17 protein-coding genes and 1 pseudogene are annotated in these 23,450 nt (G+C 70.4%); 9 read left to right on the top strand and 9 right to left on the bottom strand.

Going from position 1 to position 23,450, the window contains the following annotated elements; translation table 11 throughout:
- Positions 1-4 precede the first annotated feature (4 nt).
- The 3 genes from ACSRUE_RS27940 to ACSRUE_RS27930 form a co-directional block, all read right to left on the bottom strand.
- Positions 5-1,129, bottom strand: coding sequence for an acyl-CoA dehydrogenase family protein (locus ACSRUE_RS27940; RefSeq protein WP_441286263.1), 1,125 nt, complete (start codon positions 1,127-1,129; stop codon positions 5-7).
- Positions 1,130-1,230: 101 nt separating this feature from the next.
- Positions 1,231-1,830 (bottom strand): LysE family translocator, encoded by a 600-nt coding sequence (locus ACSRUE_RS27935; protein ID WP_441286262.1) that lies wholly within the window; start codon positions 1,828-1,830, stop codon positions 1,231-1,233.
- Entirely contained in the window at positions 1,820-3,268 is a 1,449-nt protein-coding gene (locus tag ACSRUE_RS27930; RefSeq protein WP_441286261.1) for a radical SAM protein, read from the bottom strand. The genes ACSRUE_RS27935 and ACSRUE_RS27930 overlap by 11 nt, the downstream gene beginning before the upstream one ends.
- Positions 3,269-3,891: 623 nt before the next feature.
- Between ACSRUE_RS27930 and ACSRUE_RS27925 the strand changes: the two are divergent.
- The 3 genes and pseudogenes from ACSRUE_RS27925 to ACSRUE_RS27915 all read left to right on the top strand — a co-directional run.
- Positions 3,892-4,071: pseudogene (locus ACSRUE_RS27925) on the top strand (Uma2 family endonuclease); the annotation flags it as partial.
- A 67-nt stretch (positions 4,072-4,138) separates the two neighbouring features.
- The gene (gstA, locus tag ACSRUE_RS27920; protein WP_441293138.1) at positions 4,139-4,744 is read left to right on the top strand and encodes a glutathione transferase GstA; all 606 of its coding nucleotides are present in this window, start codon (positions 4,139-4,141) and stop codon (positions 4,742-4,744) included.
- Positions 4,745-4,809: 65 nt separating this feature from the next.
- Positions 4,810-5,517, top strand: a complete 708-nt coding sequence (locus tag ACSRUE_RS27915; RefSeq protein WP_441286260.1) for a DUF4336 domain-containing protein — start codon at positions 4,810-4,812, stop codon at positions 5,515-5,517.
- Between the two features lie 56 nt (positions 5,518-5,573).
- Here the strand turns inward: ACSRUE_RS27915 and ACSRUE_RS27910 are convergent, their stop codons facing one another.
- Positions 5,574-7,031, bottom strand: coding sequence for a protein kinase domain-containing protein (locus tag ACSRUE_RS27910; RefSeq protein ID WP_441286259.1), 1,458 nt, complete (start codon positions 7,029-7,031; stop codon positions 5,574-5,576).
- Between the two features lie 1,003 nt (positions 7,032-8,034).
- Between ACSRUE_RS27910 and ACSRUE_RS27905 the strand changes: the two genes are divergently transcribed.
- Entirely contained in the window at positions 8,035-10,356 is a 2,322-nt protein-coding gene (locus ACSRUE_RS27905; protein ID WP_441286258.1) for a response regulator, read from the top strand.
- 414 nt (positions 10,357-10,770) lie between these two features.
- The gene (locus ACSRUE_RS27900; RefSeq protein ID WP_441286257.1) at positions 10,771-11,604 is read left to right on the top strand and encodes an alpha/beta fold hydrolase; all 834 of its coding nucleotides are present in this window, start codon (positions 10,771-10,773) and stop codon (positions 11,602-11,604) included.
- Positions 11,605-11,634: 30 nt separating this feature from the next.
- On the opposite strand, the gene ACSRUE_RS27895 is transcribed toward ACSRUE_RS27900, so the two are convergent.
- A complete protein-coding gene (locus ACSRUE_RS27895; protein ID WP_441286256.1) occupies positions 11,635-12,900 on the bottom strand; it encodes a sulfotransferase family protein in 1,266 nt (421 codons plus the stop codon).
- 133 nt (positions 12,901-13,033) lie between these two features.
- On the opposite strand from ACSRUE_RS27895, the gene ACSRUE_RS27890 reads away from it, so the two are divergent.
- Positions 13,034-13,663: a class I SAM-dependent DNA methyltransferase gene (locus ACSRUE_RS27890; protein WP_441286255.1), complete on the top strand. Its 630-nt coding sequence runs from the start codon at positions 13,034-13,036 to the stop codon at positions 13,661-13,663.
- A 74-nt stretch (positions 13,664-13,737) separates the two neighbouring features.
- Here the strand turns inward: ACSRUE_RS27890 and ACSRUE_RS27885 are convergent, their stop codons facing one another.
- Complete coding sequence (locus tag ACSRUE_RS27885) at positions 13,738-14,955, bottom strand: MFS transporter (protein WP_441286254.1); 1,218 nt, start codon at positions 14,953-14,955, stop codon at positions 13,738-13,740.
- A 190-nt stretch (positions 14,956-15,145) separates the two neighbouring features.
- Here ACSRUE_RS27885 and ACSRUE_RS27880 point away from each other — a divergent pair, with 190 nt between their 5' ends.
- A complete protein-coding gene (locus ACSRUE_RS27880; RefSeq protein ID WP_437944393.1) occupies positions 15,146-15,946 on the top strand; it encodes a DeoR/GlpR family DNA-binding transcription regulator in 801 nt (266 codons plus the stop codon).
- Positions 15,947-16,033: 87 nt separating this feature from the next.
- Here ACSRUE_RS27880 and ACSRUE_RS27875 read toward each other — a convergent pair whose 3' ends face one another.
- Positions 16,034-17,050, bottom strand: a complete 1,017-nt coding sequence (locus ACSRUE_RS27875) for a glycoside hydrolase family 11 protein (protein WP_441286253.1) — start codon at positions 17,048-17,050, stop codon at positions 16,034-16,036.
- Between the two features lie 188 nt (positions 17,051-17,238).
- Complete coding sequence (locus ACSRUE_RS27870; protein WP_441286252.1) at positions 17,239-18,915, bottom strand: cellulose binding domain-containing protein; 1,677 nt, start codon at positions 18,913-18,915, stop codon at positions 17,239-17,241.
- A 323-nt stretch (positions 18,916-19,238) separates the two neighbouring features.
- Here ACSRUE_RS27870 and ACSRUE_RS27865 point away from each other — a divergent pair, with 323 nt between their 5' ends.
- Together ACSRUE_RS27865 and ACSRUE_RS27860 are read left to right on the top strand one after the other, a co-directional pair.
- Entirely contained in the window at positions 19,239-20,648 is a 1,410-nt protein-coding gene (locus ACSRUE_RS27865) for a sigma 54-interacting transcriptional regulator (RefSeq protein ID WP_441286251.1), read from the top strand.
- Positions 20,649-21,145: 497 nt separating this feature from the next.
- Entirely contained in the window at positions 21,146-22,531 is a 1,386-nt protein-coding gene (locus tag ACSRUE_RS27860; RefSeq protein ID WP_441286250.1) for a glycosyl hydrolase family 18 protein, read from the top strand.
- An 83-nt stretch (positions 22,532-22,614) separates the two neighbouring features.
- On the opposite strand, the gene ACSRUE_RS27855 is transcribed toward ACSRUE_RS27860, so the two are convergent.
- Positions 22,615-23,415: a hypothetical protein gene (locus ACSRUE_RS27855; RefSeq protein ID WP_441286249.1), complete on the bottom strand. Its 801-nt coding sequence runs from the start codon at positions 23,413-23,415 to the stop codon at positions 22,615-22,617.
- Positions 23,416-23,450: the final 35 nt, after the last annotated feature.

Raw genomic sequence — 23,450 nt, 5'->3', positions numbered from 1 at the left:
GCGGTCATGACCCCGATCCTGGGCGGGTCACCCGTTCGAGCAGCCGCTCCACCGTCGCTGTCTGCAGGTCGCGCGTCTGGGCCGTGAGCGAATAGAGCATCACCTCGCGGAAGAGGCGCTGCGCGGCGTGGTCGAGGAGGTTGGCGCTGCCTCCGGTCGCGGCGACCGCGGCGTGCGCGGCCCTGACGCCCAGATCGATGCACCAGGCGCGAACGCGGACCGCGTGCTCAGCATGGCCCTCCGCCTCCGGCCGGTCCGCCCACGCATCGACCTCGGCGCGGGCGGCCTCCCTCTCGTCCTCGAACGCCCGCGCGGCGCCCGCCAGGCGCGCGCTGCCGCGGCGCTCCGCCAGGTCCGCGAGCAGGGCCGCGGCGGCGCCGGCCGCGCCCAGGGAGAGCGCCGACGGCGTGAGCAGGCCCGCCACGTCGCGGGCGGCCTGCTGCTCCGGCGTCAGGGTGGTGATCACCTGCTCGGGGCCGACGCGCAGATCGCGCAGCGTCAGCGACACCGTGGCCGAGGCGTTCATCGCGCTCAGGCGGAGCGGCGGCGATGCCTCGATGGAATCCCCCGCCTCCAGCGACGTCAGGACGTACATCAAGCGTCCATCGGGGAGCGCGCCGGCGATGACCGCATCGTCGGCGATGCCATGGCCGGTCAACCAGGGCACGGTGCCGTCGAAGCGAACCCGGTCACCGTCGGGCTCCACCCTGACCATCGGCGGGCCCGGGCGGCGGACGTGCGAGAAGCCCACGGTGCAAAAGCGCTCTCCAGAGGCGAAACGAGGCAGCACGCGCTCCTTGAGCGCCTCGTTGTCGCTGCGCGCGATGAGCAGGCACGCGGCGGCGTGCTGCATGTGGACGAACGCCGTCACACCGCAGGCGCCGGCGAGGATCTCCAGGACCTCGCGCGCGACCCGCGGCGGGGCGCCCTGGCCGCCGTGGCACGCCGGCGTCGCGATCCCGAGGAGACCTGCGTCCGCGAGGGCGCGGAGGTGCTCTCGGGGAACCGCCGCGGCCTGATCCGTGGCGTTCGCCGAGGGGGCGAGCACGAGCGCCGCGAGCCGGCGGGCGCGCTCGATCAGCGCGGCGGAGCCGGCCGTGGCCGGCGGCGTGGGCGATCTGGGGGACATGCGAAGGGAGTGTAGGCCGCGGCGGCGACGCGACCCAGCCCAGCGCGGCGCCGACACGACATCAAGCGAATCAAGCGAATCAAGCGAATCAATCAGGCGAATCAGGCGAAGAGGAGCGCGAGCGCGCACAGCATGATGCAGATGCCGAAGCTCTTCCCGACGTGCCGCCCGTGCCCGAGGATCTCCACCATCGCGCGGCCCGCCACGACATAGATCATGAAACAGGCGAAGCCGATGGTGACGATCGGGACGCCTATCGCGATCACGCCGCCCGCCACGCTCCGCCCCACGAACTGGGGAAAGAGGGCGGCGAAGAACACGATCGCCTTGGGGTTGACGATGGCGAACATGAAGCCGTCGCGGACGTGCTGCCACGACGACCCGGCCCGCGCCGCGACCTCACGGTCGCTCCCGAAATTGGCGACGCCCATCAGCGTCCAGCCGATGTAGAAGATGTACAGCGCCCCCACGAGCTTCATGCCGAGCAAGAGTGTGCTCGACAGGCTGCCGACCTCCAGGATGACGAGGTAGGAGGCGACCGCCTGCACGATCGTCGCCGCGATGTTTCCGGCCCCGGAGAGCGCCCCTGCCCCCCAGCCGTGGTTGGCGCCCTTGGCGAGCGCGAGCAGCATCGATGGGCCCGGGATGATGGACGCGACGAAGATGGCCATGCAGTAGGCCAGCAGCACGTCAGCGCTCACCGTCGGCCCCTCGGACGATCTCGCGGAACAGCTGTCGGTTGTTGGTGGCGTTCTTCGGCACGATCTTGTCCTTCGCCACGAGCTGACCGAGGGTGTATCCCTCATCGATGTAGTCGTCGAGGACGCCTCGATCCGCCTCCTTCTTGAGGTTGCGCACGAGGTGCCCCATGAACACCTCGCCCGTGATGGTGAGCTGGTAGCGGTCCCCCGACCGGAAGATCAGCCCCTCCTCGATGAACGAACGAAAGTTGCCCGTCTGCGCCTCGTCGAGCGCGCCGGACGCTCGCAGCGCCTCGTACTCGCTGACGGCGAGCCCGTCTCCCATGAGCGGAAAGACCCACAGCGCCATGTCGCGCTGGTGCGACAGGGACGACTTGTCGAGCGAGAACCCGTGCTCGCCCCGCTCCGCGAATGCGCTCCACGCGTCGATGTCGACGATGTTCTCGACGCGCGCGCCGGGGATCGACGAGATCGCCTGGGCCCCTGCGCCGATCAAGAAATCCTCGTATCGCCGGGCGCCGATGCACTCGTTGCCTGCCACGATGGAGAGGGCGCGCTCCGGGATCTTGTCCGGGTTCATGTACGTGTTGGTCCCCTTCCGTAGCCATCCCCGACGCAGCAATGTCGCGTAGGTATGCAGCCTGAACAGCGCCTGGTGCTCGTGGCGGGGCTGCGCCGGGACCTTGCCGGCCTGAATGTCCCCGACGAGCTTCGGCGCCGCGCCGGGCGTGAGGAGATAGCTGCTGACGGCGTTGATGTGGGGGTGGCCGACGATGCGCTCCAGATCGGACAGCACCGACTCGACGGTCTGCCCCGGGAAGCCCGTCATCAGGTCGGCGTTGATGATCGGCACGCCGCGCGCGAGCTTCTCGCATGTCTCATCCATGTTCCGGAGCGCCGACGGCATGTGCAGGTGGCGCCGGATGGCGGGATCGAGGACCTGCACGCCGAAGCTGGCCTTCGTGACCTGGTGCTCTATCAACGCGTCGATGAACTCGTCGGTCACCGTGGAGAGGGTGAACTCGACCGAGATCTCCGTGCTGTTCGTGCATCCCGGCAGGTCGCGGACGGCTCGGAGCACCTTGCCGATGTGAGCGCGCAAGAGATCCGGGCTGCCACCGCCGATGTTCACCGAGGCGATCGGCTTGCCCTTGGCGTGGCTGCGGCCGAGCAGGTCGCGCATCTGCCAGATCAGCAGATCCGCGTAGCGGTCGGCCATCTTGAAGCTCAGGGAATTTCCGCCGGAGAACGCGCAGAAGCTGCATTTCTGGGCGCAGTACGGGACGTGCAGATAGAGCTGCACGGTGGCGCGGTCGAGCCACGGCGCCAGGGTCCATGCGTCGAGGAGCTCGGCCGCCGACAGGTTGGCGCTGTCGGGCTTCATCCAGTAATCGATGGTGTTCCTGGCGACGTGGTCGAACCTGCTATGCAGCAGCATCGAGACTCCTTCTGTGCTGGTGGGTAGACGATAACTCCGCGTTTCCAGCGCCCAGCCGTCCGGGGCCGCAGCGACGCGACGCGCGCTGTGCCGAGGCTGTCGAGCAAGCGTCGGACCAGCGGCGATCCTCGTCCGGTTCCGGCGAGAAGGCCCGTCACGAGGGCCAGAAGCACTCCTCGGCCAACCAGGGGTTCAGGGCGCGCCTCGAGGCGCGCCGCGGGAGATAGGCAACACATTGCGCGGTCGAGCAACAGCCTGTCATGCGGCAGGAGCAAGCCGCCGATCAGCCGCAGCCCGGGCTCAACCACCTGCTCGATCGACTGCGCTTTGCCGGACGTTCGGCGTCTGCCCGGCGCCGACGTCAGCGCGCGAGCCGACGGTTCCTCCGGCGGGTCTCGGCACCTCCGGTTCGACTTTGAGCTATTACACGGGGTTGATGCCGTATCTCCTGTCGTCGAATCGCTCGGCGGCCTCCTACGATCCGGCGAGCTGGCGGGGACTCCGCTGGATGGCGGATTTCGAAATGATCCCCCCGGGATCCGCAGCTGTCGAGCGGCTGCGCGGACACGGCGAGGTGCGCCGCGGACCTTGCTGCGAGGTGGATCCTCCGGCAGGCTTCCGACATGACGTCCCTCGCCTTCGCGATGCCGGCGGAGATCGTCGACCCGAGCGTCGTCGCTCCGCCGGGCGATCTGTACAGCAACGAGCCTCCGATGGAGACCTACCAGCACCTCGTCCAGATGATCCTGCTGCTCGAGAACCTGGAGCTCTTCTGGAAGGACCGGGCCGACTTCTTCGCCGCGTCGATCCCGACACGCTGAAGTAGCGATCGGCGCCCGCGCTCCTCTCGCTCCTCCTGTGAAGCGCATGATGAAGCTCTATTTCAGCCCTGGCGCCTGCTCGCTCTCTCCGCACATCGCGCTGCGCGAGGCCGGCCTCCAGTTCAAGCTCGAGCAGGTCCACCTCGGCACGAAGAAGACCCGGTCGGGCGCCGACTTCACCTTGATCAACCCCAAGGGCTACGTGCCCGCGCTCGAGATCGAGGGCGGCGAGGTGCTCACCGAGGGGCCGGCGATCGTCCAGTACATCGCCGATCGGAGGCCCGAGTCCGGGCTCGCGCCCCCGGCCGGCACCCTGGACCGCTACCGGCTGCAGGAGTGGCTGAGCTTCATCAGCACCGAGCTGCACAAGCAGTTCTCGCCGCTCTTCAAGCCGCGGGCGCCGGACGAGCAGAAGGACGCGGCGAGGGCGCTCCTCGGCCGGCGCTTCGCCTACGTGGCGCACCGCCTCGAGGGCACGACATACCTCCTCGGCGAGCGGTTCACGGTGGCGGACGCGTACCTCTATACCGTGACGACGTGGACGAGGTTCGCGGGCGTCGATCTCGGCGGATGGCCCGCCCTCGGCCGTTACAGGGAGCGCGTGGGCGCCCGCCCTGCGGTGCAGGCCGCCATCGAGGCCGAGCGGAGGCGGTAGGCCTCCGTCGAGTCCCTGGGGGGACACGCCTTGACACCACGATCACGCGCGGTTTGCATGACGGCATGCTGCGGGCAATCGCCGAGGAGGTGTGGGCGTACGAGAGGGACTTCCGGCTGCCGTTCGGCGATCTGCCGGCGCGCGCGACGGTCGTGAGGCGGGCCGACGGCGGGATCGTCATCCACTCGCCGCTGGCGTTCGATGACGACACCGCCCGGGAGATCGACGCGCTCGGCGAGGTGCGCGCCCTCGTCGCCCCGAGCTGCCTCCACCACGTCTTCTTGAGGGCCGCGACCGAGCGCTGGCCGCGCGCGAGCGTGCTCGGGGCGCCCGGGCTCGAGAAGAAGCTCTCCGGCCTCCGCTTCACCCCGCTGCCCCGATCCGGCGTGGCGCCGGAGATCGGCGACGATCTCGGCGTACGCCTCGTCGAGGGCGTGCCGTACATCGCGGAGCACGTGTTCCTGCACGCGCGGTCGCGGACGCTCCTCGTGACGGATCTCCTGTTCAACGTGCATGAGGCCCGCAGCTTCGCCATGAAGGTCTTCCTCTGGGTGGGCGGCGTGTGGAGGAAGACCGCCCAGGACCACGTGTGGCGCGTGCTCATGAGGGACCGCGCCGCGGCGGCGCGCAGCGTCGCCGACGTCCTCGCGTGGGAGTTCGAGCGCGTCGTCGTCGCCCACGGCGATGTCATCGAAGGCGAGGCGAAGGACCGGACGCGCCGCGCGCTCGCGTGGATCGGCGCCGGGGCTGGCCCGCTCCTGCCGGCGAGATGACGGCTCTCAGGCGGCCGCCGGCGCGCGGCGCAGCCCGATGAGCAGCGCCGGGAGCGCTACCGGTGCATCGCGATGTCGTTGCGGGGAAAAGGCTTGATGCGTCGGGTGTGCCGCCCCGTGGACGGGATGGTCTTGGTCCGCCCGGGAGATCGCGCGGGGCGCACGGAGGGCTTCTTCTTCGTTGTCGACCGCGAGGCCTCGCTGGCGGGCGCGCTCTCGGGCTGCGCCGCAGCGGCCTGAACGGGCTCCTGGAGCTCCGGCGCGAGCAGCGGCCGGGGTGCCTCCACGACGCTGGCGAGGAGCGTCGACTCGGTCGAGCTCGCCAGCCCGGCGCGGGGGGCGACGGCGGCGAGCGCGGCGCTGTCGTCAGCGGGCGCGGCGAGCCGGACGCCGAAGAACAGGCTGGCGCCGGCCAGCACGGCGCCGATCGCGGCGGTCGCCGCGAGCCGCGCGGATGGCCTCTTGCGCTTCTTGGGGCTCGACGCCGCGCCCAGGACCGCCGTCGTGCCATCGCCGCCGTCGTCCTCGCAGAGATCCGCCTCAACGACCGGTATCGACGGGGACGTCATGACAGGGTTGCGCCGGGTGACCACGCCGTCCTGCGAGCTCACGGGCGGCGCCTCGACCACGCCCTCCGCCTCCGCCGGAGCCGGCGTCTCGGTGCCCCACTTGCGTGACGACAGCGCACGCTCCAGCGCGTCTGCCATCTCCTTCGCCGACCCGAAGCGCGCGCTCGGATCCTGCTGCAGGGCCTTTGCCATCCATTCGTCGACGGCGGCCGGCACGTCGATCCGATGCGCGCTGGGGGGCGTGAACCGCCCCCTGTGCACGGCGAGCGTGAGCGCCGCGAGCGTCTCTCCGGAGAACGGGGTCCGCCCCGTCATCGCATGGTAGGCGACGACGCCGAGCGACCAGAGATCCGCACGGAAATCGAGATCCCTCGGGCTGACGAGCTGCTCCGGGCTCATGTACAGCGGCGTCCCAACCACGTTCCCCGTCGAGGTGACCCGCAGGTCCCGGACCCGCTTGGCGATACCGAAGTCAAGCACCTTGACGAAGGTCTCCCCATCCACCTGGGTCAGGAACAGGTTGTCCGGCTTGATGTCGCGGTGGACGATGCCGAGGCGGTGCGCCTGCCCGAGCGCCTTGGCCGCCTGCGCCACGATACGCGCCACCTCGCCGAGCGGCAGCCGGCCCTGGCGGCTGATACGGGTCCTCAGGTCGTCGCCGCGGAGGAGCTCCATCGCGATGTACGGCATGCCCTCCGCCGTCAAGCCATGATCGAGGACCTGCGCGACGTGCGGGCTCGTGATCTGCGCCGCAGCGACCGCCTCTCGCCGGAACCGCTCGACGTAGCCCGGGTCATCCGCGTACTCGGGCGACATGAACTTCACGGCGACCTGGGCCTTCAGCGGAAGCCGATCGGCAACCCAGATGCTCCCCATCCCGCCGCGCCGGAGGATGCGCACGAGCCTCAGCGAAGGCGTCACCATCTGTCCGGTGTGCAGGGGCATACCTCTGCTACTCCTTCTCGCACAGGCCCGAGCCGGTGGTTCCGTCAGCTCCAGCCGACAACTCGCCCGAATGGCGTAAATAGATCACTACGACGCCTTCATTACCTCTGCAAGAGAAACAAAGTGCTCTCCGCCACGTCGGTCGCGTCGGTCGCGTCGGTCGCGTCGGTCGCGTCAATCACGTGTGTCATGTCTGCGCGTGTGTCGCGCACCCGCGCACATTGAAGCCAACCCGTCTCTCACATCCCCCAGGAGCGCGGGGGCCACGGAGCACTCCTGGGCGATACGGCCACGTGGACGGACATCCGCCGTGCGCCGGTGTCGGCGCATGAGCGCATGCCGAGCGCCAGGTTCGTCCGGCCGGTCGAACGCGCCCGTCGTCGCGAGCGATGACGCAGAACAACGGAGTTGAAGGTAGGCCACCGGATGATCAGGTGGGGAGCCCGGGAACAAGCGTGCCTGTCGTGCGGCCATGGCTCGCGATCCGCTGCGGCTTCATCGATGGGCTCACCTCGCGGCGCCAGATGAGCCCCCGTGGCGCGCGAGGGCTCATCGCCTCTTGACTTCGAAAAAAGTCTTTCATTTTGCCTCCACAACCACCGTCCGGGCAGCATGGAGGGTGGGCGCTCGTGCCTTCATCCAGCGCGGGAATCACGAGGACGGGGCGAGACCCATTGGGGTGTCGGCATCGTCCGACATCGGAGGGCGGGCCTGTCCAGCGCTCCACCCGCGCGGCGCGCTCGCGCTTCCCCGGATCACGCGCCGCGACAGGCGGGTTGTCTTCTGGAGGAGGATTGAAGCCTCTCGTCTCCTGGATGCCGGCTCACTGAAAGCGTTCACCCAGCCGAGGACGGCCTGGACACTTGCGGAGCGCGCGTACGCCGGCAGAGGAAATCCACCCGCGCCGAGGCGGAAGCTGAGGCGTAGGGGGTGCGATAAAAAATGAAGCGCGGGTGTCATCCATGGTTGCGTCTACGCGCGCAGGCGTAGAATCGCCGGAACCATGAGCCGATCCCCCTCCGACAAGGACGCGCACAAAAAGGCAACGGTCAGCCCCGTGCCGTCGCGAGGGACTCCACCGGAGACGATCCCGGCGCGCGCCAGCGCCAGCAGCAGCGCCCTGCCGTCAGCGCCGCCTCCGACACGCAACAGCGCCGGCAGCGGCAGCGCCCTGCCCCCGGCGCCCGCGTCGAACCGCGGGGGCAGCACCCTCCCGCCTCCGCAGCAGCACGCGCCGCCCCCGGCGCGCGGCAGCCACTTCCCGGCCGACGCGCGCGTGCGGCGAGATCGGCCGAGCGTCCCGCTCTCGCCGCACGGCGCCTATGCGTCGCAGGAGGCGCGCGGCTGGCGAGAGCGGCCGACCGCCGCGGCCGCGGCCGCGGCGCGCAGCGGCTACACCTTGCAGGATCCGTTCGACCGGTGGGACCCGCCCGAGGGCGCCGCCGTGGCGCCCACGACCCAGCCGCCCGAGCCGCCGAGCTCGCGCGTCCCGGAGGGGTCGCGCCACGACGACGCCGGCCGTGGCCACGGGCCGGCGTCGTCGCCGGCCAGGCGCACGGCGACCGGCGGGCTGCCCGCCGCGCATCAGCCCGCGCCGTCGGCCCGGTCGACCGCGGGGCGCGAGCCGCAGCGGCTCCACGAGCCGCACGGCGGGGGCCACGACCCGTACACGCCCATCAACCAGATCCTCGGCTACACGCGCCTGCTCGTGGCGTCGCTGCAAGGCAAGGTCGCGCCGCAGCACATCGAGGACATCCGCAACATCGAGCTCGCGTCGCGCAAGCTGCTCACCATCGTGCAGGCGATGGAGAACGGCGACGAGGACGCGCCCTCGAGCGTGAAGGTCAGCATCCCCTCCCCGCACGAGGAGCCCGCGGTCCACGCCGAGATCGAGGGCAGCGGGCGCGGCACCATCCTCGTGGTCGACGACAGCCGAGGCAACCGCGACGTCCTCTGCCGGGTGCTGCAGAACAACGGCTACCGCACCGCTTCCGCCGAGGACGGACCTCGCGCGCTGGGGCTCGCCGCGCGCGAGCGCTTCGACGCCGTGCTGCTCGACGTGAACATGCCCGGCATCAGCGGCCTCGGCGTGCTCTCCGCGCTGCGCCAGAGCCGGTCGCAGGCCGAGCTCCCCGTGATCATGGTGACGACGCGCGGCGCGAGCGAGGACGTCGTCGAGTCGCTCAAGCTCGGCGCCAACGACCATGTGACGAAGCCGATCGACTTCGACATCCTGCTCGGGCGGCTCGACACGCAGCTCACGCTGAAGCGCTCGCGCGAGCAGCTCTCGCAGCTCGCGGCGGAGCTGTCGGTCAAGAGCGAGTTCATCCGCAAGACGTTCGGCCGCTACCTGAGCGACGACGTGGTGAACCGCCTGCTCTCCTCGCCCGAGGCCCAGCTGCTCGGCGGCGAGGAGCGCGAGGTGACCATCATGATGACGGACCTCCGCAGCTTCACGACGATGACCGAGAACATGCCGCCCGACGTCGTCATGCGGCTCCTGAACGGCTACCTCGGCGAGATGGCGCGCATCATCGTCGCGCGCGGCGGCACGATCATCGAGTTCATCGGCGACGCGATCCTCGCGCTCTTCGGCGCCCCGTTCCCGGCGGGCGACGACACCCGCCGCGCGGTCGCCTGCGCGCTCGAGATGCAGATGGCGATGGACGCGGTGAACGAGAAGAACAGCGCCGAGGGGCTGCCGACGCTGCAGATGGGCATCGCGCTCAACACGGGCCCGGTCGTCGTCGGCAACATCGGCTCCGAGGCGCGCACGAAATACGGCGTCGTCGGCGCGCAGGTGAACCTGACGTCCCGCATCGAGTCGTGCACGGTGGGCCGCCAGATCCTCATCGCGGACACCACGCGCCGCGCCGCCGGCGCGGGCCTCCTGCTCGGCCAGAGCCACGCGCTGGCCGTCAAGGGGTTCTCGAACCGCGTGCTGGTCCACGAGGTCCTGGGCCTCGACAACCCCGAGCGGCTCTACCTGCCCGAGCGGCGGGTCGAGATCCTCTCGCTCTCGTCGCCGCTGCCTGTCGTGTGCGCGCGCCTCGCGGGCAAGCGGGTGGAGGGCGAGCCGCAGTCCGCCTTCATCCTCGGGCTCTCGCCCTTCGGCGCCGTGCTGCGGCTCCATCCCCGCCCCGCGCCCTTCACGAACCTCCAGATCCACCCGTCCGGCGCGCTCGCCGAGCAGCTCGGCGGCGAGCTGCACGCGAAGGTGATCGAGCTCGACGCGCGCGCCGACGACGTCGTGCGCATCCACTTCACGTCGTCGCCGCCGGGGCTCGCGGCGTTCGTTCAGAAGCTGCACCGCGCCGAGGCGTAGCGGCTCGCGGGACAGGCAGGCTCGCGTCTGGGTGGTTGGGACGCCGCCGAGCCGCCCGGCCCCAGGCAGGGTGTCCGTCGCGTGCGACCTGGGACGAACTCGAGCCCTCCCCTGGTGCCGGGGAGCGGACGACGGGCCAACTCGGGGTCTCGCGAAAAAGAGCGAGTGGGCGCGCTGCGGGAGCCTGCCCGTCAACAGGCATGTCGTTCACCTCGATCCCGTGCTCCTGAAGGGGCCGTATCGGCTCGGCGACCGGCTCTCCTCGGCTCCGAGGACATCGACCTGCGTGTACCCCACGGCGACGCGCTCCTGGGAGAGCACCTTTGCTTCGAACGAGCGCCTCGCCTAGGCTCCACCCTCGCAGCGCAGCACGGCCCCATCACGCGGCCCCACACACCGAGGTAGCAGACGCCCATGCCTTCCCTGACCATCGCGGGCCCTGCGGGCGCGCTCCACATCGTCGATCATCCGGCCACGGGTGCTCCTACCGCCGCGGGCGCGGGTCCCTCGAGCGAGGCGCCGCCGGTCGTGCTCGTGCACGGCATGGTCGGCCACGCCGGCTTCTGGGAGGCCCCGCTCGCGCACGTCGCCGGCCGGCGGCGCGCGGTGGCCCTCGACCTCCGGGGGCACGGCGCGTCGGAGGCCCCGCCCGACGCGGACTACGCTCCCTCCGCGTGCGCGGCCGACGTGCTCGCGGTCCTCGACGCCCTGGCGCTCCCGCGCGTGGCGCTCGTCGGCCACAGCTACGGCGCGCTCGTGGCGCTCGCCGCCGCGGCCGCCCATCCCGAGCGGGTCGCGCGCCTCCTGCTCGCAGACCCGCCCCGGGATTTCACGCAGATCCCGGCGGAGGTCCAGGCGCAGCACTTCCCGCCCTACCTCGCCGCCCTCGCGGCGGACGGCTGGCGTGACGCCGCCTTTGCCACCTTCAACGAGGCGCTCGCGGGCAGCACGCCCGCGACCCGGGAGACGGTGCTGGCGCGCGTCGCCGCCACGCCGCACGACCGGATGCTCGGCATGTCCCGAAATTTGCTGCAGTTCGAGGCGGTGAACGCGCTCGACCGCTACCTCGCCGCGCCGGGCGCCCGCGCCCACGCCATCGTCGCCCCCTCGAACGCATGGCCGCAAAGCCTGCACGCGCTGAGGCCCGCGCTCACGGCGGTCGTGTTGCCGGAGACCAGCCACTGGCTGATGCTCGACGCGCCGGCGGCGTTCGCCGCCGAGCTCGAGGCCTGGCTGGACGCCGCCTGAGCCCGGAATACGGCGCTCCCGCTCTCCGGCTCAGCTCCGCCCTCGCTTCCCCGCGGCGAGCTCGCCGAACCGCTCCAGGTAGCCGCCGAACCGGTCCAGCACCTCCCGCTCGGTGAGCCCGAACTCGTCGAGGGCATAGCGATGGACCCCGCAGCGGTGCTGCGGGTGCTCGCGCATCCACCCCTCGATCCGCGCGGCGACGGCGCCGTCGAACCCGAGGCCGAAGCGCTCGTGGATGCGCCGCACCAGCCCGGCGGGATCCGCGGTCAGCTCCTCGTAGCTCGCGTCGAGGAACCGCGCCGGGTCGAGCCGCGCGCGGGCCTCGAGGAAGCGGTCCATCATGGCGCCGAGCAGATCGAGCGCCCCCGGGCCGACCGCGCGCGGATCGACCCGCCGCTGGTGCATCGCGCGCGCGGCCGCGACGAGGCTGCAGAACGACGGGACGACCCGGAGCGGATCGCGGTGCGTCATCACGATGCACGCGTCCGGATACACCTGCAGGAGCGCGGCGATCCCCGGCAGGTGGAAGGGGGACTTGAGCACCCAGCGCCCCTCGGGGCGCCCCCATTGCAAGACCTGCAGCTGGCGGCGGTGATGCTGGTAGTCCGGGACGAGGTCCTGCGCGAGCGCCCACCTCAGGTACGACGGCGTCTCGGCGCGGACACAGGGGAGAAGGGTGTTCTGCATCAGGAACACGCACTCTTCCGGGCCGTCCGCGGAAAGCTCGTGGATGGTGGCAAAGATCGGACAGACGGCGTGCGCGAAGCGGACGCGGCGCCGCGCCGCCGCGCGCCGGGGGTCGCGGGCCTCGTCCTCGGGACGGACCGGCGGCGACGGCGCCTGGAGCCGCCAGAGGCGCGGCGCGTGCGCGTCCGGGTGCAGGATCATCAGGTTGTGCAGCAGCGTCGTGCCGGTCCGCGGATAGCCGACGATGAAGACCGGGCGCGGCGTGCGCTGCTCGGCGATCCGCGGCTCGCGCCGCACGTCCTCCCGCAGCAGCAGGCGATTCGCGATCTGCCGCTCGATCTCGTCGCCGAAGCCGAGCCTCCCGAGCAGGGCCAGATCGGCCTCGTCCTCGAGCGAGGCGGAGAGGACCCGCAGCCCCTCCCAGAACCAGCCCTCGCCGGGATCGGTCAGGCCCGTGCGCCGCCGGGCGCGCTCGGACAGGACATCGACGTCCAGGGGGGCGAGCGCACGCAGCGCCGAGCGCCCCATCCGCGCCCCGACCGCGTTGAGCGCGCGGAACGGCATCGACACGCGGTACGGAGGAGGGGTCGATCGGGTGGGTCCGTGCATGCGCCGGCCTCAGGGTAAGCGCGCGCCGCGCGGAGGGATAGCGCCGAGCGGGCGCAGGCGGGCCGGGCGGCGGCCGCGCCACGGGCGCCTCGCGGTCCTTTTCGGCGGGGCGCTCCCGGCCCACACTGCCGCCATGCACGACGACGGCGCCCCGCGGCTCTCCGCGCTCACCGAGAGGACCCTGGCTCACTACGACGATCACGCCCTGTCGTTCTGGGAGGGCACGCGCGATCACGACGTCTCGCAGAACCGCGCCGCGCTGCTCGCGGCCCTGGAGGGGTCGGGTCCGTTCACGATCCTCGATCTCGGCTGTGGCCCAGGGCGCGATCTCGCGGCGTTCCGCGCGGATGGGCACAACCCGGTCGGGCTCGACGGGTCCGCGCGGTTCGTCGAGATGGCGCGGCGACACGCGGGCTGCGAGGTGCTCCACCAGGACTTCCTGCACCTCGCCCTCGAGGCCGGGCGCTTCGACGGGATATTCGCCAACGCGTCGCTGTTCCACGTGCCGAGCAAGGAGCTGCCGCGCGTGCTCCGCGAGCTCCACGCCGCGCTCCGCCCGCGCGGCGTCCTCTTCAGCTCGAACCCGCGCGGCGACGATCGGGAGGGGTGGTCGGGCGACAGGTACGGTTGCTACTGGTCGCTCGAGCGGTGGCGGGAGCACGTGACCGCCGCGGGGTTCGAGGAGATCGAGCACTACTATCGACCGGCGGGCCGGCCGCGCGAGCAGCAGCCGTGGCTGGCGACGGTGTGGCGCAAGCGCTGATCCCTCGGCGCGAGCGGCTCGCGATCCATCGCCCCGAATCGGGCGGAGACGCGCCGGCGCCCGCGTGCCCGCGGTCAGTGCGCCCTGATCACCTGCGGGCGCGCGGGCGTGCGGGCGGCGGAGGCGCGGGACGCGGGCCCGCGGATGATCGCCGGGCCCAGCGCGACGATCACGAGGGCCAGCGCCACGACGAGGGCGAGGCCGCCGCGCAGGGTGAGGCGATCGGAGATCAGGCCGATGGCCGGAGGGCCGACGAGAAAGCCGCCGTACGACAGGGTAGCGAGCGTCGCCAGCGCCTTGCCGGGCGCGACGCCGGGGGCGCTCGCCCCGGCCCGGAAGACAAGCGGCACCACGACGGACAGGCCGGCGCCCACGCACCCGAACCCGAGCAGCATGGCCATGGGGGCGTTGGCGAGCAGCGCCGCGCCGAGCCCGCCCGCGACCACGGCCCCGGCCGCGCGCACGACCCGATCGGCGCCGAACCGCTGCGTCAGCCCGTCCCCCGAGAACCGCCCGAGGAGCATCGCCAGCGAGAACGCGGCGTAGCCGGTCGCCGCGAAGGCCGCGGTGGTGTGGAGCTCGTCGCGGAGGTAGACGGCCGACCAGTTGGCCATCGCGCCCTCACCCACGGACGAGCAGAACGCGATGAGGCCGAGCAGCAGGAGCCCTGTCGAGCGCGCGGTCCCGGGGGCGGCCGCGGTGGCAGGCTCGAGGCGCGCGTCGGCCGAGAGCGCCCTGCCCTCGCGCGCGACGGCCAAGGCGAGGACGGCGGCGATGGCGAGGAGGTGCGCCGCGGGCGACAGCGCCCGGTCGGCCGCGAGCGCGCCAAGGGCCGCCCCGATCAGCCCGCCGAGGCTGAACATGCCGTGGACCGAGGCGAGGATGGGCCGACCGGAGCGCCTCTCGACCTCGACGGCCTGCGCGTTCATCGCGACGTCCATGAGGCCGTTGCACACGCCGAGCAGCAGGAGGGCCGCGACGAGCATGGCGAAGGACGGCGCGAGCGCTGGCAGGGGCAACGCCGCGCACAGGAGCAGGGCCGAGACGCGGGTGATGCGCCGGCTCCCGAAGCGGGCGACGAGCGGCCCTGCGGCGCGGAAGGCGAGCATCGCGCCGCAGGCGAGGCCGAGGAGGGCGAGGCCGAGCAAGCCGTCGCGCAGCGCGAGCCGCTCGCGGACCGCAGGGACGCGCGCGGCCCAGGACGCGAAGGCGATGCCGTTCGCCACGAACATGACAGAGACGGCGCGCCGGGCGCGCGCGACGTCGTCGACGGGCAAGTGGAGGGCGCCCATCACGGCCCCCTCCGCGCAGGACCGGGCGAGCCGCCGGCGAACAGCCGCGGCCCGGGGAAGGCCGCCCGGAGGACGGCGATGAAAGCTGGAGGCTCCCCGGAAGATTCGTGCATTTTCGTGAACATCAGGGAAAGATCATGGGGCCGGAAGGGACCGGAGCAAGCATCTTCGTGCACAAACAGGAACAATCGTGCAAAACAACGCAGACATCTCCGGCCTGATGGTGGCCGAGCGACGCCAGCATATTCTCGCAACACTGGAACGTGATGGGAAGGTGGTGGCGGCAGAGCTGAGCCGTGCCTTCGGGGTCTCGGAGGACACGATCCGGCGCGATCTGCGCGAGATGGCGAACGAGGGGCTCCTGCAGCGGGTTCACGGCGGGGGCCTGCCGGTCTCGCGGGTGAACCCGAGCTTCCCTGCGCGCGAGCGGCAGCGGCCGAAGGCCAAGGAAGAGCTCGCGCGGGCCGCGGCGACGTTGATCAAGCGGGGTCAGGTCGTGTTCATCGACAGCGGGACGACCAACGTGGCTGTGGCGCGCCACCTCCCGCGCGATCTCGAGGCGACGGTCGTGACCAACAGCCCTCCCGTCGCCATCGCGCTCTCGGAGCACCCGCGGGTGGAGGTGGTCCTGCTGGGCGGGCGCATGCGCAAGGATCCGCTGGCCGCCGCCGATGGGGTGACCATCGCGGGGGTGCGCCAGATCCGGGCGGACCTCTGCTACCTGGGGGTGTGCACGCTCGATCCCACGTTCGGCGTCACCACGCTGGATCTGGACGAGTCGTACGTGAAGCGGGCGATGGTGGAGGCCTCGGCCGAGGTCGTCGCGCTGGTGACCGCGGACAAGCTAGGCACCGTGTCGCCGTACGTGGTCGCGCCGCTGAGCGAGCTCACATGGCTCTTCACAGAGCGCGGCGTGTCGAAGGAGGCGCTCGCCCCCTACCGGGCCGCGGGCGTCACCGTCACGCAGGACCTCGAGGCGGAGCCGGCCTAGTCCAGCGGGTCAGAGATCCTGCCACGATTGATGGATGCGCAGGCTCGCTCTGGCCATGCCGAGCTCGAGGTCCCTGGGCGCCTCCGCTCATTTTTTCACGACGAACTTCGCCGTCGTGAACTTGACTGACCCGCTGTTGTTCTGGGCCTCGACCAGCAGCTTGATCTCGTGCAGATTCCCCAGCGAAAGGCCGAGCGCTTCCCACTTGGTGAAGTGTTCGGAGACGGAGATGGTGCCGCACGTGCGAGCCGTCCGCCGGATGCTGAAATATTGATCGAACGTCGCGCTCGCGCCCGTGATGGCCGGCTTGTTCACGCGGGTCTTCTTCCACACGTCGTAGGTCTCACCATCGGCCGTGAGCGTTCCTACCTCGTCCCGCGGCGTCCCGTCGGAGGAGAAACCTGCCGGCTTTTCGCTGCCCCAGTCGTCGAGGATGTAGAACTCGCGCAGCGGGTTGACGGTCCAGCCGTAGATGCCGATGTACGTCAAGCCGCCGTCCTCCTCCGTCTTGGTATGCGCGAACTCCGCCGAGACGGTGCCGATCTGGGTGTGCTTCTGGGTCTGGTTGTAGTCGAGCCCGACGCGCGCCAGGAAATCCTCGACGTTGTTCCATCTCGCGCTGAACGCGGCGTCGGCGCCGTGCACGGTCATGCAGCCCGTCCCGCTTCCCTCCGCCCAGAGCTCATAACCGTACCCATTGCCCGCATTGCCTTTGCTGTTCGAGCAATACTCCCTGCCTCCGGTCAGGGGTGTCGCCGGCGGGCAGGTGTTCGCGCCGCTGCCCGTGGACCCGCCTTCGCCGGTGGACCCGCCGCCGTCGCCGGGGGAGCCACCTCCGCCCGTCGCTCCGCCCGCACCAGGGAGCCCGCTGCTGCTGCTGCTGCTCGCGCCGCCGCTCCCCGTGACGCCTCCGGAGGTAGCGCCCGCGCCCCCGGCGCCCGGTTGACCACCGCCTCCGCTCGCGCCGGTGGATCCCGCGATCGATCCGCCGCTCCCGCCGTCGTCCTTCCCTTCCCCGGAGCCGGAACAGCCCGTGAAAGCCGCGGCAGCGAGGCAAGCGGCGAGGGTACCCAACGACCAACGGGACGGAGCGAGAACCTTCATGGTTGCAGCATGCCAGGGGTTGCACACGGGGATCAAGGGAGGCGAACCGCTGGAAGGAGAGCTCGTCGTCGGCTCGCCGCATCGGGCAGAAGTTTCCAGACCCGCGCAAACATCCCGTTCCATGGGCTGCTCGACAGGCTCACCGGCGCGGTGACGTGGGCCTGCATCCGAACGACGTGCTCTCCGGTCTAAGGCACCGTGTCTCGACGGAGAATCGACGAAGAGCGGAAGTTAGCCACCTTCGCGTCGACCTCGGCGGACGACAGGATCGCGTCCTCGGCGAAGTAGACCCAGTCGACATCCTCGTGGTATGTCCGCGAGCTGCCCTTCGCCGCGTCGAGCTCATCGTACCAGAGGTTGAAGAAGATGAACTGATCCACTTCTGGAACGTACATGGAACCGTGCGTCGCGCGATGCACCCCATCGATGTAATAGCTGATGGACGTGCTGGTAACCTGGAGCACGAGCGTGTGAAAACCGCTGAAGTTCGCGGAGACCATGCTCGAGACGTTCACGTCCGACGTCTCCCACGAAGTCAGCCACATCGTGCTCGTGTTGCCCTGGCCCCAACCGCCGTTGGGCATGTACTCGAAATCCTGCTCCGAGTAGTCCGGGTCGCCGGCGGCCCACTCGGTCAAGGTGAAGAAGGTCTCGACGGGCTTGTCGGCGTAAAGGCGCGTGCCGGACAGCGGGGTGTCGTTGAACTTGACCCTGGCAGCGTAGGTGCCGAAGCGGAACTTCTGGGCGTTGGTGATCACCTCGGCCTGCGAGGTGGTCGCCCCGGTGCCGCTCGTGCTCGCCTTGAGACGCATCAGCTTGTTCGTGGAGCTCTGCGGGTCAGCGACCAGCGAAACGTTGGACTCCAGCCACGCCGCGCCGCTCACCCCTGGCGCCCCCGACCAGCTCCGCAGCGACCACCAGCTCCTGAAGTTGGCGTCGCTGGTCCCGTTGTAGCTGAAATCGTCGAAGAACGCGGCCGTGACCGCGCCGCCGGCCCGGGTCGTCGCGCTCGCCTGGCTGGAGGCGGCAGACGCGCCGCCCGCATTCAGGGCCGTGACTTTGTAATGGTAGGTGGTCGACGCAGCCAGGCCGGTGCTGTCATAGCCGGTCGAGGTCACGCCGCTGGCGATGCGGTTCCCCGCGCCAGGCGTGAAGCCCGACGTGGTCGATCGGTAGACGTCATAGCTCGTCGCACCGCTGCTCGCCGCCCAGCTCAGGGAGATCGCGCTTGCGCTCGACGCCGTGGCGGTCAGGGAGATCGGCGCCGGAGGCGGCGACACACTGCCGCTCGGCGGCGTACCGCTGCGCAGGCCGCCCGTGGGCGCAGAGCCGGCGTCGTGCACGGTGATGCGGCTGAAGTCGGAGAACGCCGTCTGGTTTCCATACGAGTAATCGTCGGTCTCGACGACGTTCGTGTTGAACTCGATCCCGAGGTCGATCGGCTGGGTCGTCGCCCCCGCAGCCAAGCTTCCGGCGGCGCTGGTGAAGCCGATCTGCACGTAACGATCGGCGCCCGTAGAGGACACCGTCCCGGTTGTCAGCGTGATCCGGCTGCAGCCCGGGCTCCACCACCAGCACGCCGGGGTCACCGTCGTCGCGCCGTTCTTCGTGAACCAGTAGCGTATGACGATGCTGCTCAGCGGTATCGAGGCAGCGGTGTTGTTGCGAATCTTTATCCCGGCCTCGACGATGGTGTCGTTCGGCGCGGCGGCGTCATAGTTGCTGTACTGAACGGTAAAGTCGGTCGTTCCGGCGAAACTGCCGCTCGAGTGACCGCAGGTCGAGAGCGCGACGAAGACGCTCAAGCACGCGAGGCGGAGGGCACGAGCCCGCGAGAGCTCGGCCATCCTTTCGAGGAACGTCACACGTGCGCGCCGGCTCGTCCGTCTCATCCGCTCGACAGCATGTTGATAGTTCGAATTCATGATTGTCAATCGTGCTCCTTTCACGCCCGCATCGCGCGACATCGCCGGGCCGCGGTCGACTCCGAGCCTCGTGTCGAGCGGCGCCCGCTGCGACGGCCGCCTTTAAGCACGGCGCGTGCCAGCGCTGAGCAGCCCCGAATTGGGCTTCGAAGCGACAGTTCAACGGATCATTACCGGGAGTGCGTACGAGGGCGATCCCGGCGATCCTTTGGGTGCGATCGGCCTCACGTGACGTCGGCGCGGAGGCCTGCTGAGATGGCAGCATGCCTCCGTTGAGCGACGACGATGCCGCCTCCACCGAACTCCTGCCCGGGCCGGTGCGCCCCGCTGCGGCCGCGGCCGAGAGCTTCGCCCTCTCCGTCATGGCGGGCCCGGACGAGGGCCGCCGGTTCACGGTGGCGCCGGGGCTGCCCTCGCGCGTGCTCGCCGGCACGAGCCCCGCCTGCGACATCCCCCTCACCGACCGGCTCGTCTCGCGCCGCCACGCCGCCTTCGAGCTCGCCGGCGCCCGGCTCCGCGTCACCGACCTCGGATCGACGAACGGCACCTTCGTCCAGGGGATCCGCGTCGGCGACGCGTACCTCCAGGGCAGCGAGCTGGTCCGTATCGGCGAGACCGTGCTCCGCGTCGAGGCGCTCGGCGTCACGCAGGCGGCCGAGCTGTCGCCCGCCGTGCAGTTCGGCAGGCTCCTCGGCGCCAGCGAGGAGATGCGGCGGCTCTATCCGCTGTGCGAGCGCCTCGCGGCCTCGAACGTCGCCGTCGTCATCGAGGGCGAGACGGGGACCGGCAAGGAGGTGCTCGCGGAGGCGCTCCACGAGCAGGGGCCGCGGGCGGCCGGGCCGTTCGTGGTCTTCGACTGCACCGCGGTGCCGCCGACGCTCGTGGAGTCGGCGCTCTTCGGGCACGAGCGCGGCGCCTTCACCGGCGCGAACGAGACACGCCGCGGCGTCTTCGAGGAGGCGCACGGCGGCACGCTGCTGCTCGACGAGATCGGCGATCTCGACCTCAGCCTGCAGGCCAAGCTGCTGCGCGCGATCCAGCGATCGGAGGTGCAGCGCGTCGGCTCGAGCCGCTGGATCCGCGTCGACATCCGGGTGCTCGCGGCGACGCGGCGCGATCTCGAGCGTGAGATCCAGGCGGGTCGGTTCCGAGACGATCTGTTTTTCCGGCTCGCGGTGGCGCGGATCGAGCTGCCGCCGCTGCGCAAGCGGCGGGGCGACGTCACGGTGCTCGCGCACCACTTCTTTCGGCAGCTCGCGGGCCGCGGCGCGCTCTTTCCGCAGGGGTTCGGCGAGCGGCTGGAAGACTACGACTGGCCGGGCAACGTGCGCGAGCTCTACAACGCCGTGGCACGGCGCGTGGCGCTCGGCGAGGACGCGCCGATCGAGATCACCCGGGCCGGACTGGCCTCCCCGGGCGCGCCGGCCCCGGCCTCCACACCTGCAGGCGCGAGCGGAGGCACAGAGCCCGGGACGTCCGGCGACGTCATCGAGGAGATCCTCGCGCTCAACCTGCCCCTCCCGCGCGCGCGGGAGCGGATCGTCGAGCACTTCGAGCGGCGCTACGTGCAGCGCGTCCTCGCCCAGCACGGGGGCAACGTCCGGAGCGCGGCGGCCGCGTCGGGCATCGCGCGGCGGTACTTCCAGATCCTGCGCGCCCGGCGATCCACCTGACGTCCTGCGGCGCCGGCGTTCAGCTGGCGACAGGCGCGCGACAGGCGCGCGATAGGTCGCGGATGAGCGCCGGGCGGCCCGAGAGCTCCGGATCGCCGGGGGCGATCCGAGAATTCCCTTGCCCGCGATCGCGGCGATCGCGCGGCGATCGCTCCGATCACCCCCCCGCGCGCGCCCGGCTCGCCGGGCGCCATCGCGGCGCGTCGGCTCCAGATCGGCTCCAGGAAGAGCTCAGGACGGGCTGCGGCGGCTCCGTGCGCCGATCGTCGGGGCCATCGCCACGACTGGTACGTCGTTTGCTCTTAAGGCCTGCAGCAGCGGGCTACCACGACCTGGCCTCGCTCGGCGCCACGATGGGCCTCCTCCACGGAGGGTGATCGCGGTCGAGCCCCGGCGGTGAGTCACGGCCCCGCGGCGCCGGAGTGCAGCATGGCGAATGCTGCATCGGGCGAGGCAACCGTCGGCGATCGTTCGTCTCTAGTCAAAGGAAGGTTACCATGTCTCTCCATCGTACTGCCATTGCTCCTGAGCTGTCGCTTCTCCTCGTCGCCATCACCATGAGCGGGCTCGGATGCCTTGCTTCCGTATCGCCGGAGGGCGAGATCGACGCGGCTCAGAACGGATCTTCCGTGTGCGCAGACTCTCCGGAGTGGCAAGAGGGTCAGTGGTATGACGCGGGGGCCATCGTGAATTACCAGGGGTCGGCCTACATCGCCAAGTACGGCAATCCCGGCTACATCCCGACGGTCAGCACGTACTTCTGGGAGCCGTACTCCGACTGCAGCGGCAGCACCGAGCCCACCGAGCCCACCGAGCCCACCGAGCCCACCGAGCCCACCGAGGGCTCGTGCGGCTATCCGCAATGGCAGGAGGGTCAGTGGTATGACGCGGGGGCCATCGTGAATTACCAGGGGTCGGCCTACATCGCCGAGTACGGCAATCCCGGCTACATCCCGACGGTCAGCACGTACTTCTGGGAGCCGTACTCCGGCTGCAGCGGCAGCCCCGACGAGGGCGGCAGCCCCGACGAGGGCAGCAGCCCCGGCGACGGCGGCAGCCCCAGCGCGGGCGGTGGGCTCCCCGCAAAGGTCGTCGCTGGCTACTACCCCAACTGGACGCCAGCGCCCGTCCGCATCCGGGACATCAACAGCAATTACAACGTGATCTATCTCTTCGCCGCGCAGCCCGTGGGAGGAGCGCCCGGCACCACGGGCGCCGTCTACTGGACGCCGCCGGGTGACGGCAGGGGAGCGGCGACGAACCTGAACGCCGACATCCAGTACGCACGGACGAACCAGGGTCGCAAGATCATCCTCTCCGTCGGCGGCGCCCACAATGGCATGAGCTTCCCGACGCGCGCGAAGTCGCAGACGTTCGTCGAGAGCGTGGTCGGGATCTACGACAGCCTGGGTGGGTTCGACGGCATCGACTGGAACACCTTCGAGGCCGATCAGGCCCCCGACACCGCCGAGATGATCTGGATCAGCAAGGAGCTGAAGCAGCGCTTCCCCGGCTTCATCATCACCGCGCCTCCGGCCCCCTGGAACAACCGCGACAAGACGTTTTGCAAAGAGATGGTGGACGCCGGCGCCATGGACTACGCGGCCCCGCAGTACTACGATGGCCCCGACTTGGACCAGCAATCGTACATCGTGAACAGCGTGAACGAGTGGGTCTCGCTGCTCGGTCCGACGCACGTCGTCGTGGGGTTCGGGATCTGGGACCAGCCATACTACATGTCGATCGACGAGGCGATCCCCACGTGGAATCAAGTCGAGAGCAACCACCCGACGCTCCGCGGGGTGTTCGACTGGCAGATCCACATCGACGAGAGCCTCGGGTGGCAGTTCGCCGACGGCGTGGGACCTCTCGTCACGGACTGAAGCGGGATCGGGCGGAGCGCGCAGCGACTCCGCCCGCCGATCGCGGACAGCGCGCGCTCCCCTTGATCGAAGGAGGCCTGCGCCTATCGGTAGAAGGCGACGTCGTCGATCCAGATATCGAACGCCTGCTCCTTGTCGAAGAAGAACTCGATGGCCCAGAGCCGCTCCAGGGCGGGCGCCAGCAACTGGTTACCGTAGGGCTCCTGCTTGAGGCACTCCACCGGAATCTTGAAGTGCTTCCAGTCGCTCTCCAGCATGACCGGCTTGTGGAAGTGATTGTTGCATCCCCCCTCGGCTTCGTTGCAGATGCCCCCCAGGTGATAGGTCTGCTGATCGATGAACATCACTTTCATTCTCCTGGTGGAGCCCTCCTCGGCGCGGGCCCAGAACGTGAGGCCACGGTACTCGGACGCGTCGTAGTAGGCCTCGTCGTCCAGATGGAAGCCGACGCCGGCTCCCCAGAGGAGGAAGCCGTCATCGGCGCTCGTGTGCACGGCCTTGGTGCTGGCGCCGCGCGGAGGGTCAAGGGGGCTCACGAGGTCCGCCGGGTTCGCAGGATCCTGCCTTCCTTCCGGTGACTCGTCGTTGTCCTCGAACCAGAACCCTGCCCAAGGGTTCGCCCCGTTCCCTCCGGAGATCCGGGTATCTCCGTCTTCCATGTCGTCGATCATCGACAGGGCGAGGGTCTCCCCGGGCAGCACCGCGAGGATCTCGCATGGATCCCCCGCACCGCCGCCACTCCCGGCCGCTGAGCCCGCTGCGCCACCGCCTCCGGAGCTCGGGTCCTCGGGCTCGTAGATCTTGTCGAAGCCGAAGATCTGCGCACATCCGAGCCCGAGCAGCGCCATGGCACATCCGCCGGCGCACCGAACGAAAGCCAGCATCGTCTTCATTTTCATGTGAATTTCGAGAGGTTTTG

It is taken from the genome of Sorangium sp. KYC3313 (genome assembly GCF_052075895.1).
Classification (GTDB): domain Bacteria; phylum Myxococcota_A; class Polyangia; order Polyangiales; family Polyangiaceae; genus Sorangium; species Sorangium cellulosum_B.
This window is presented reverse-complemented; position numbering and strand designations above follow the sequence as displayed.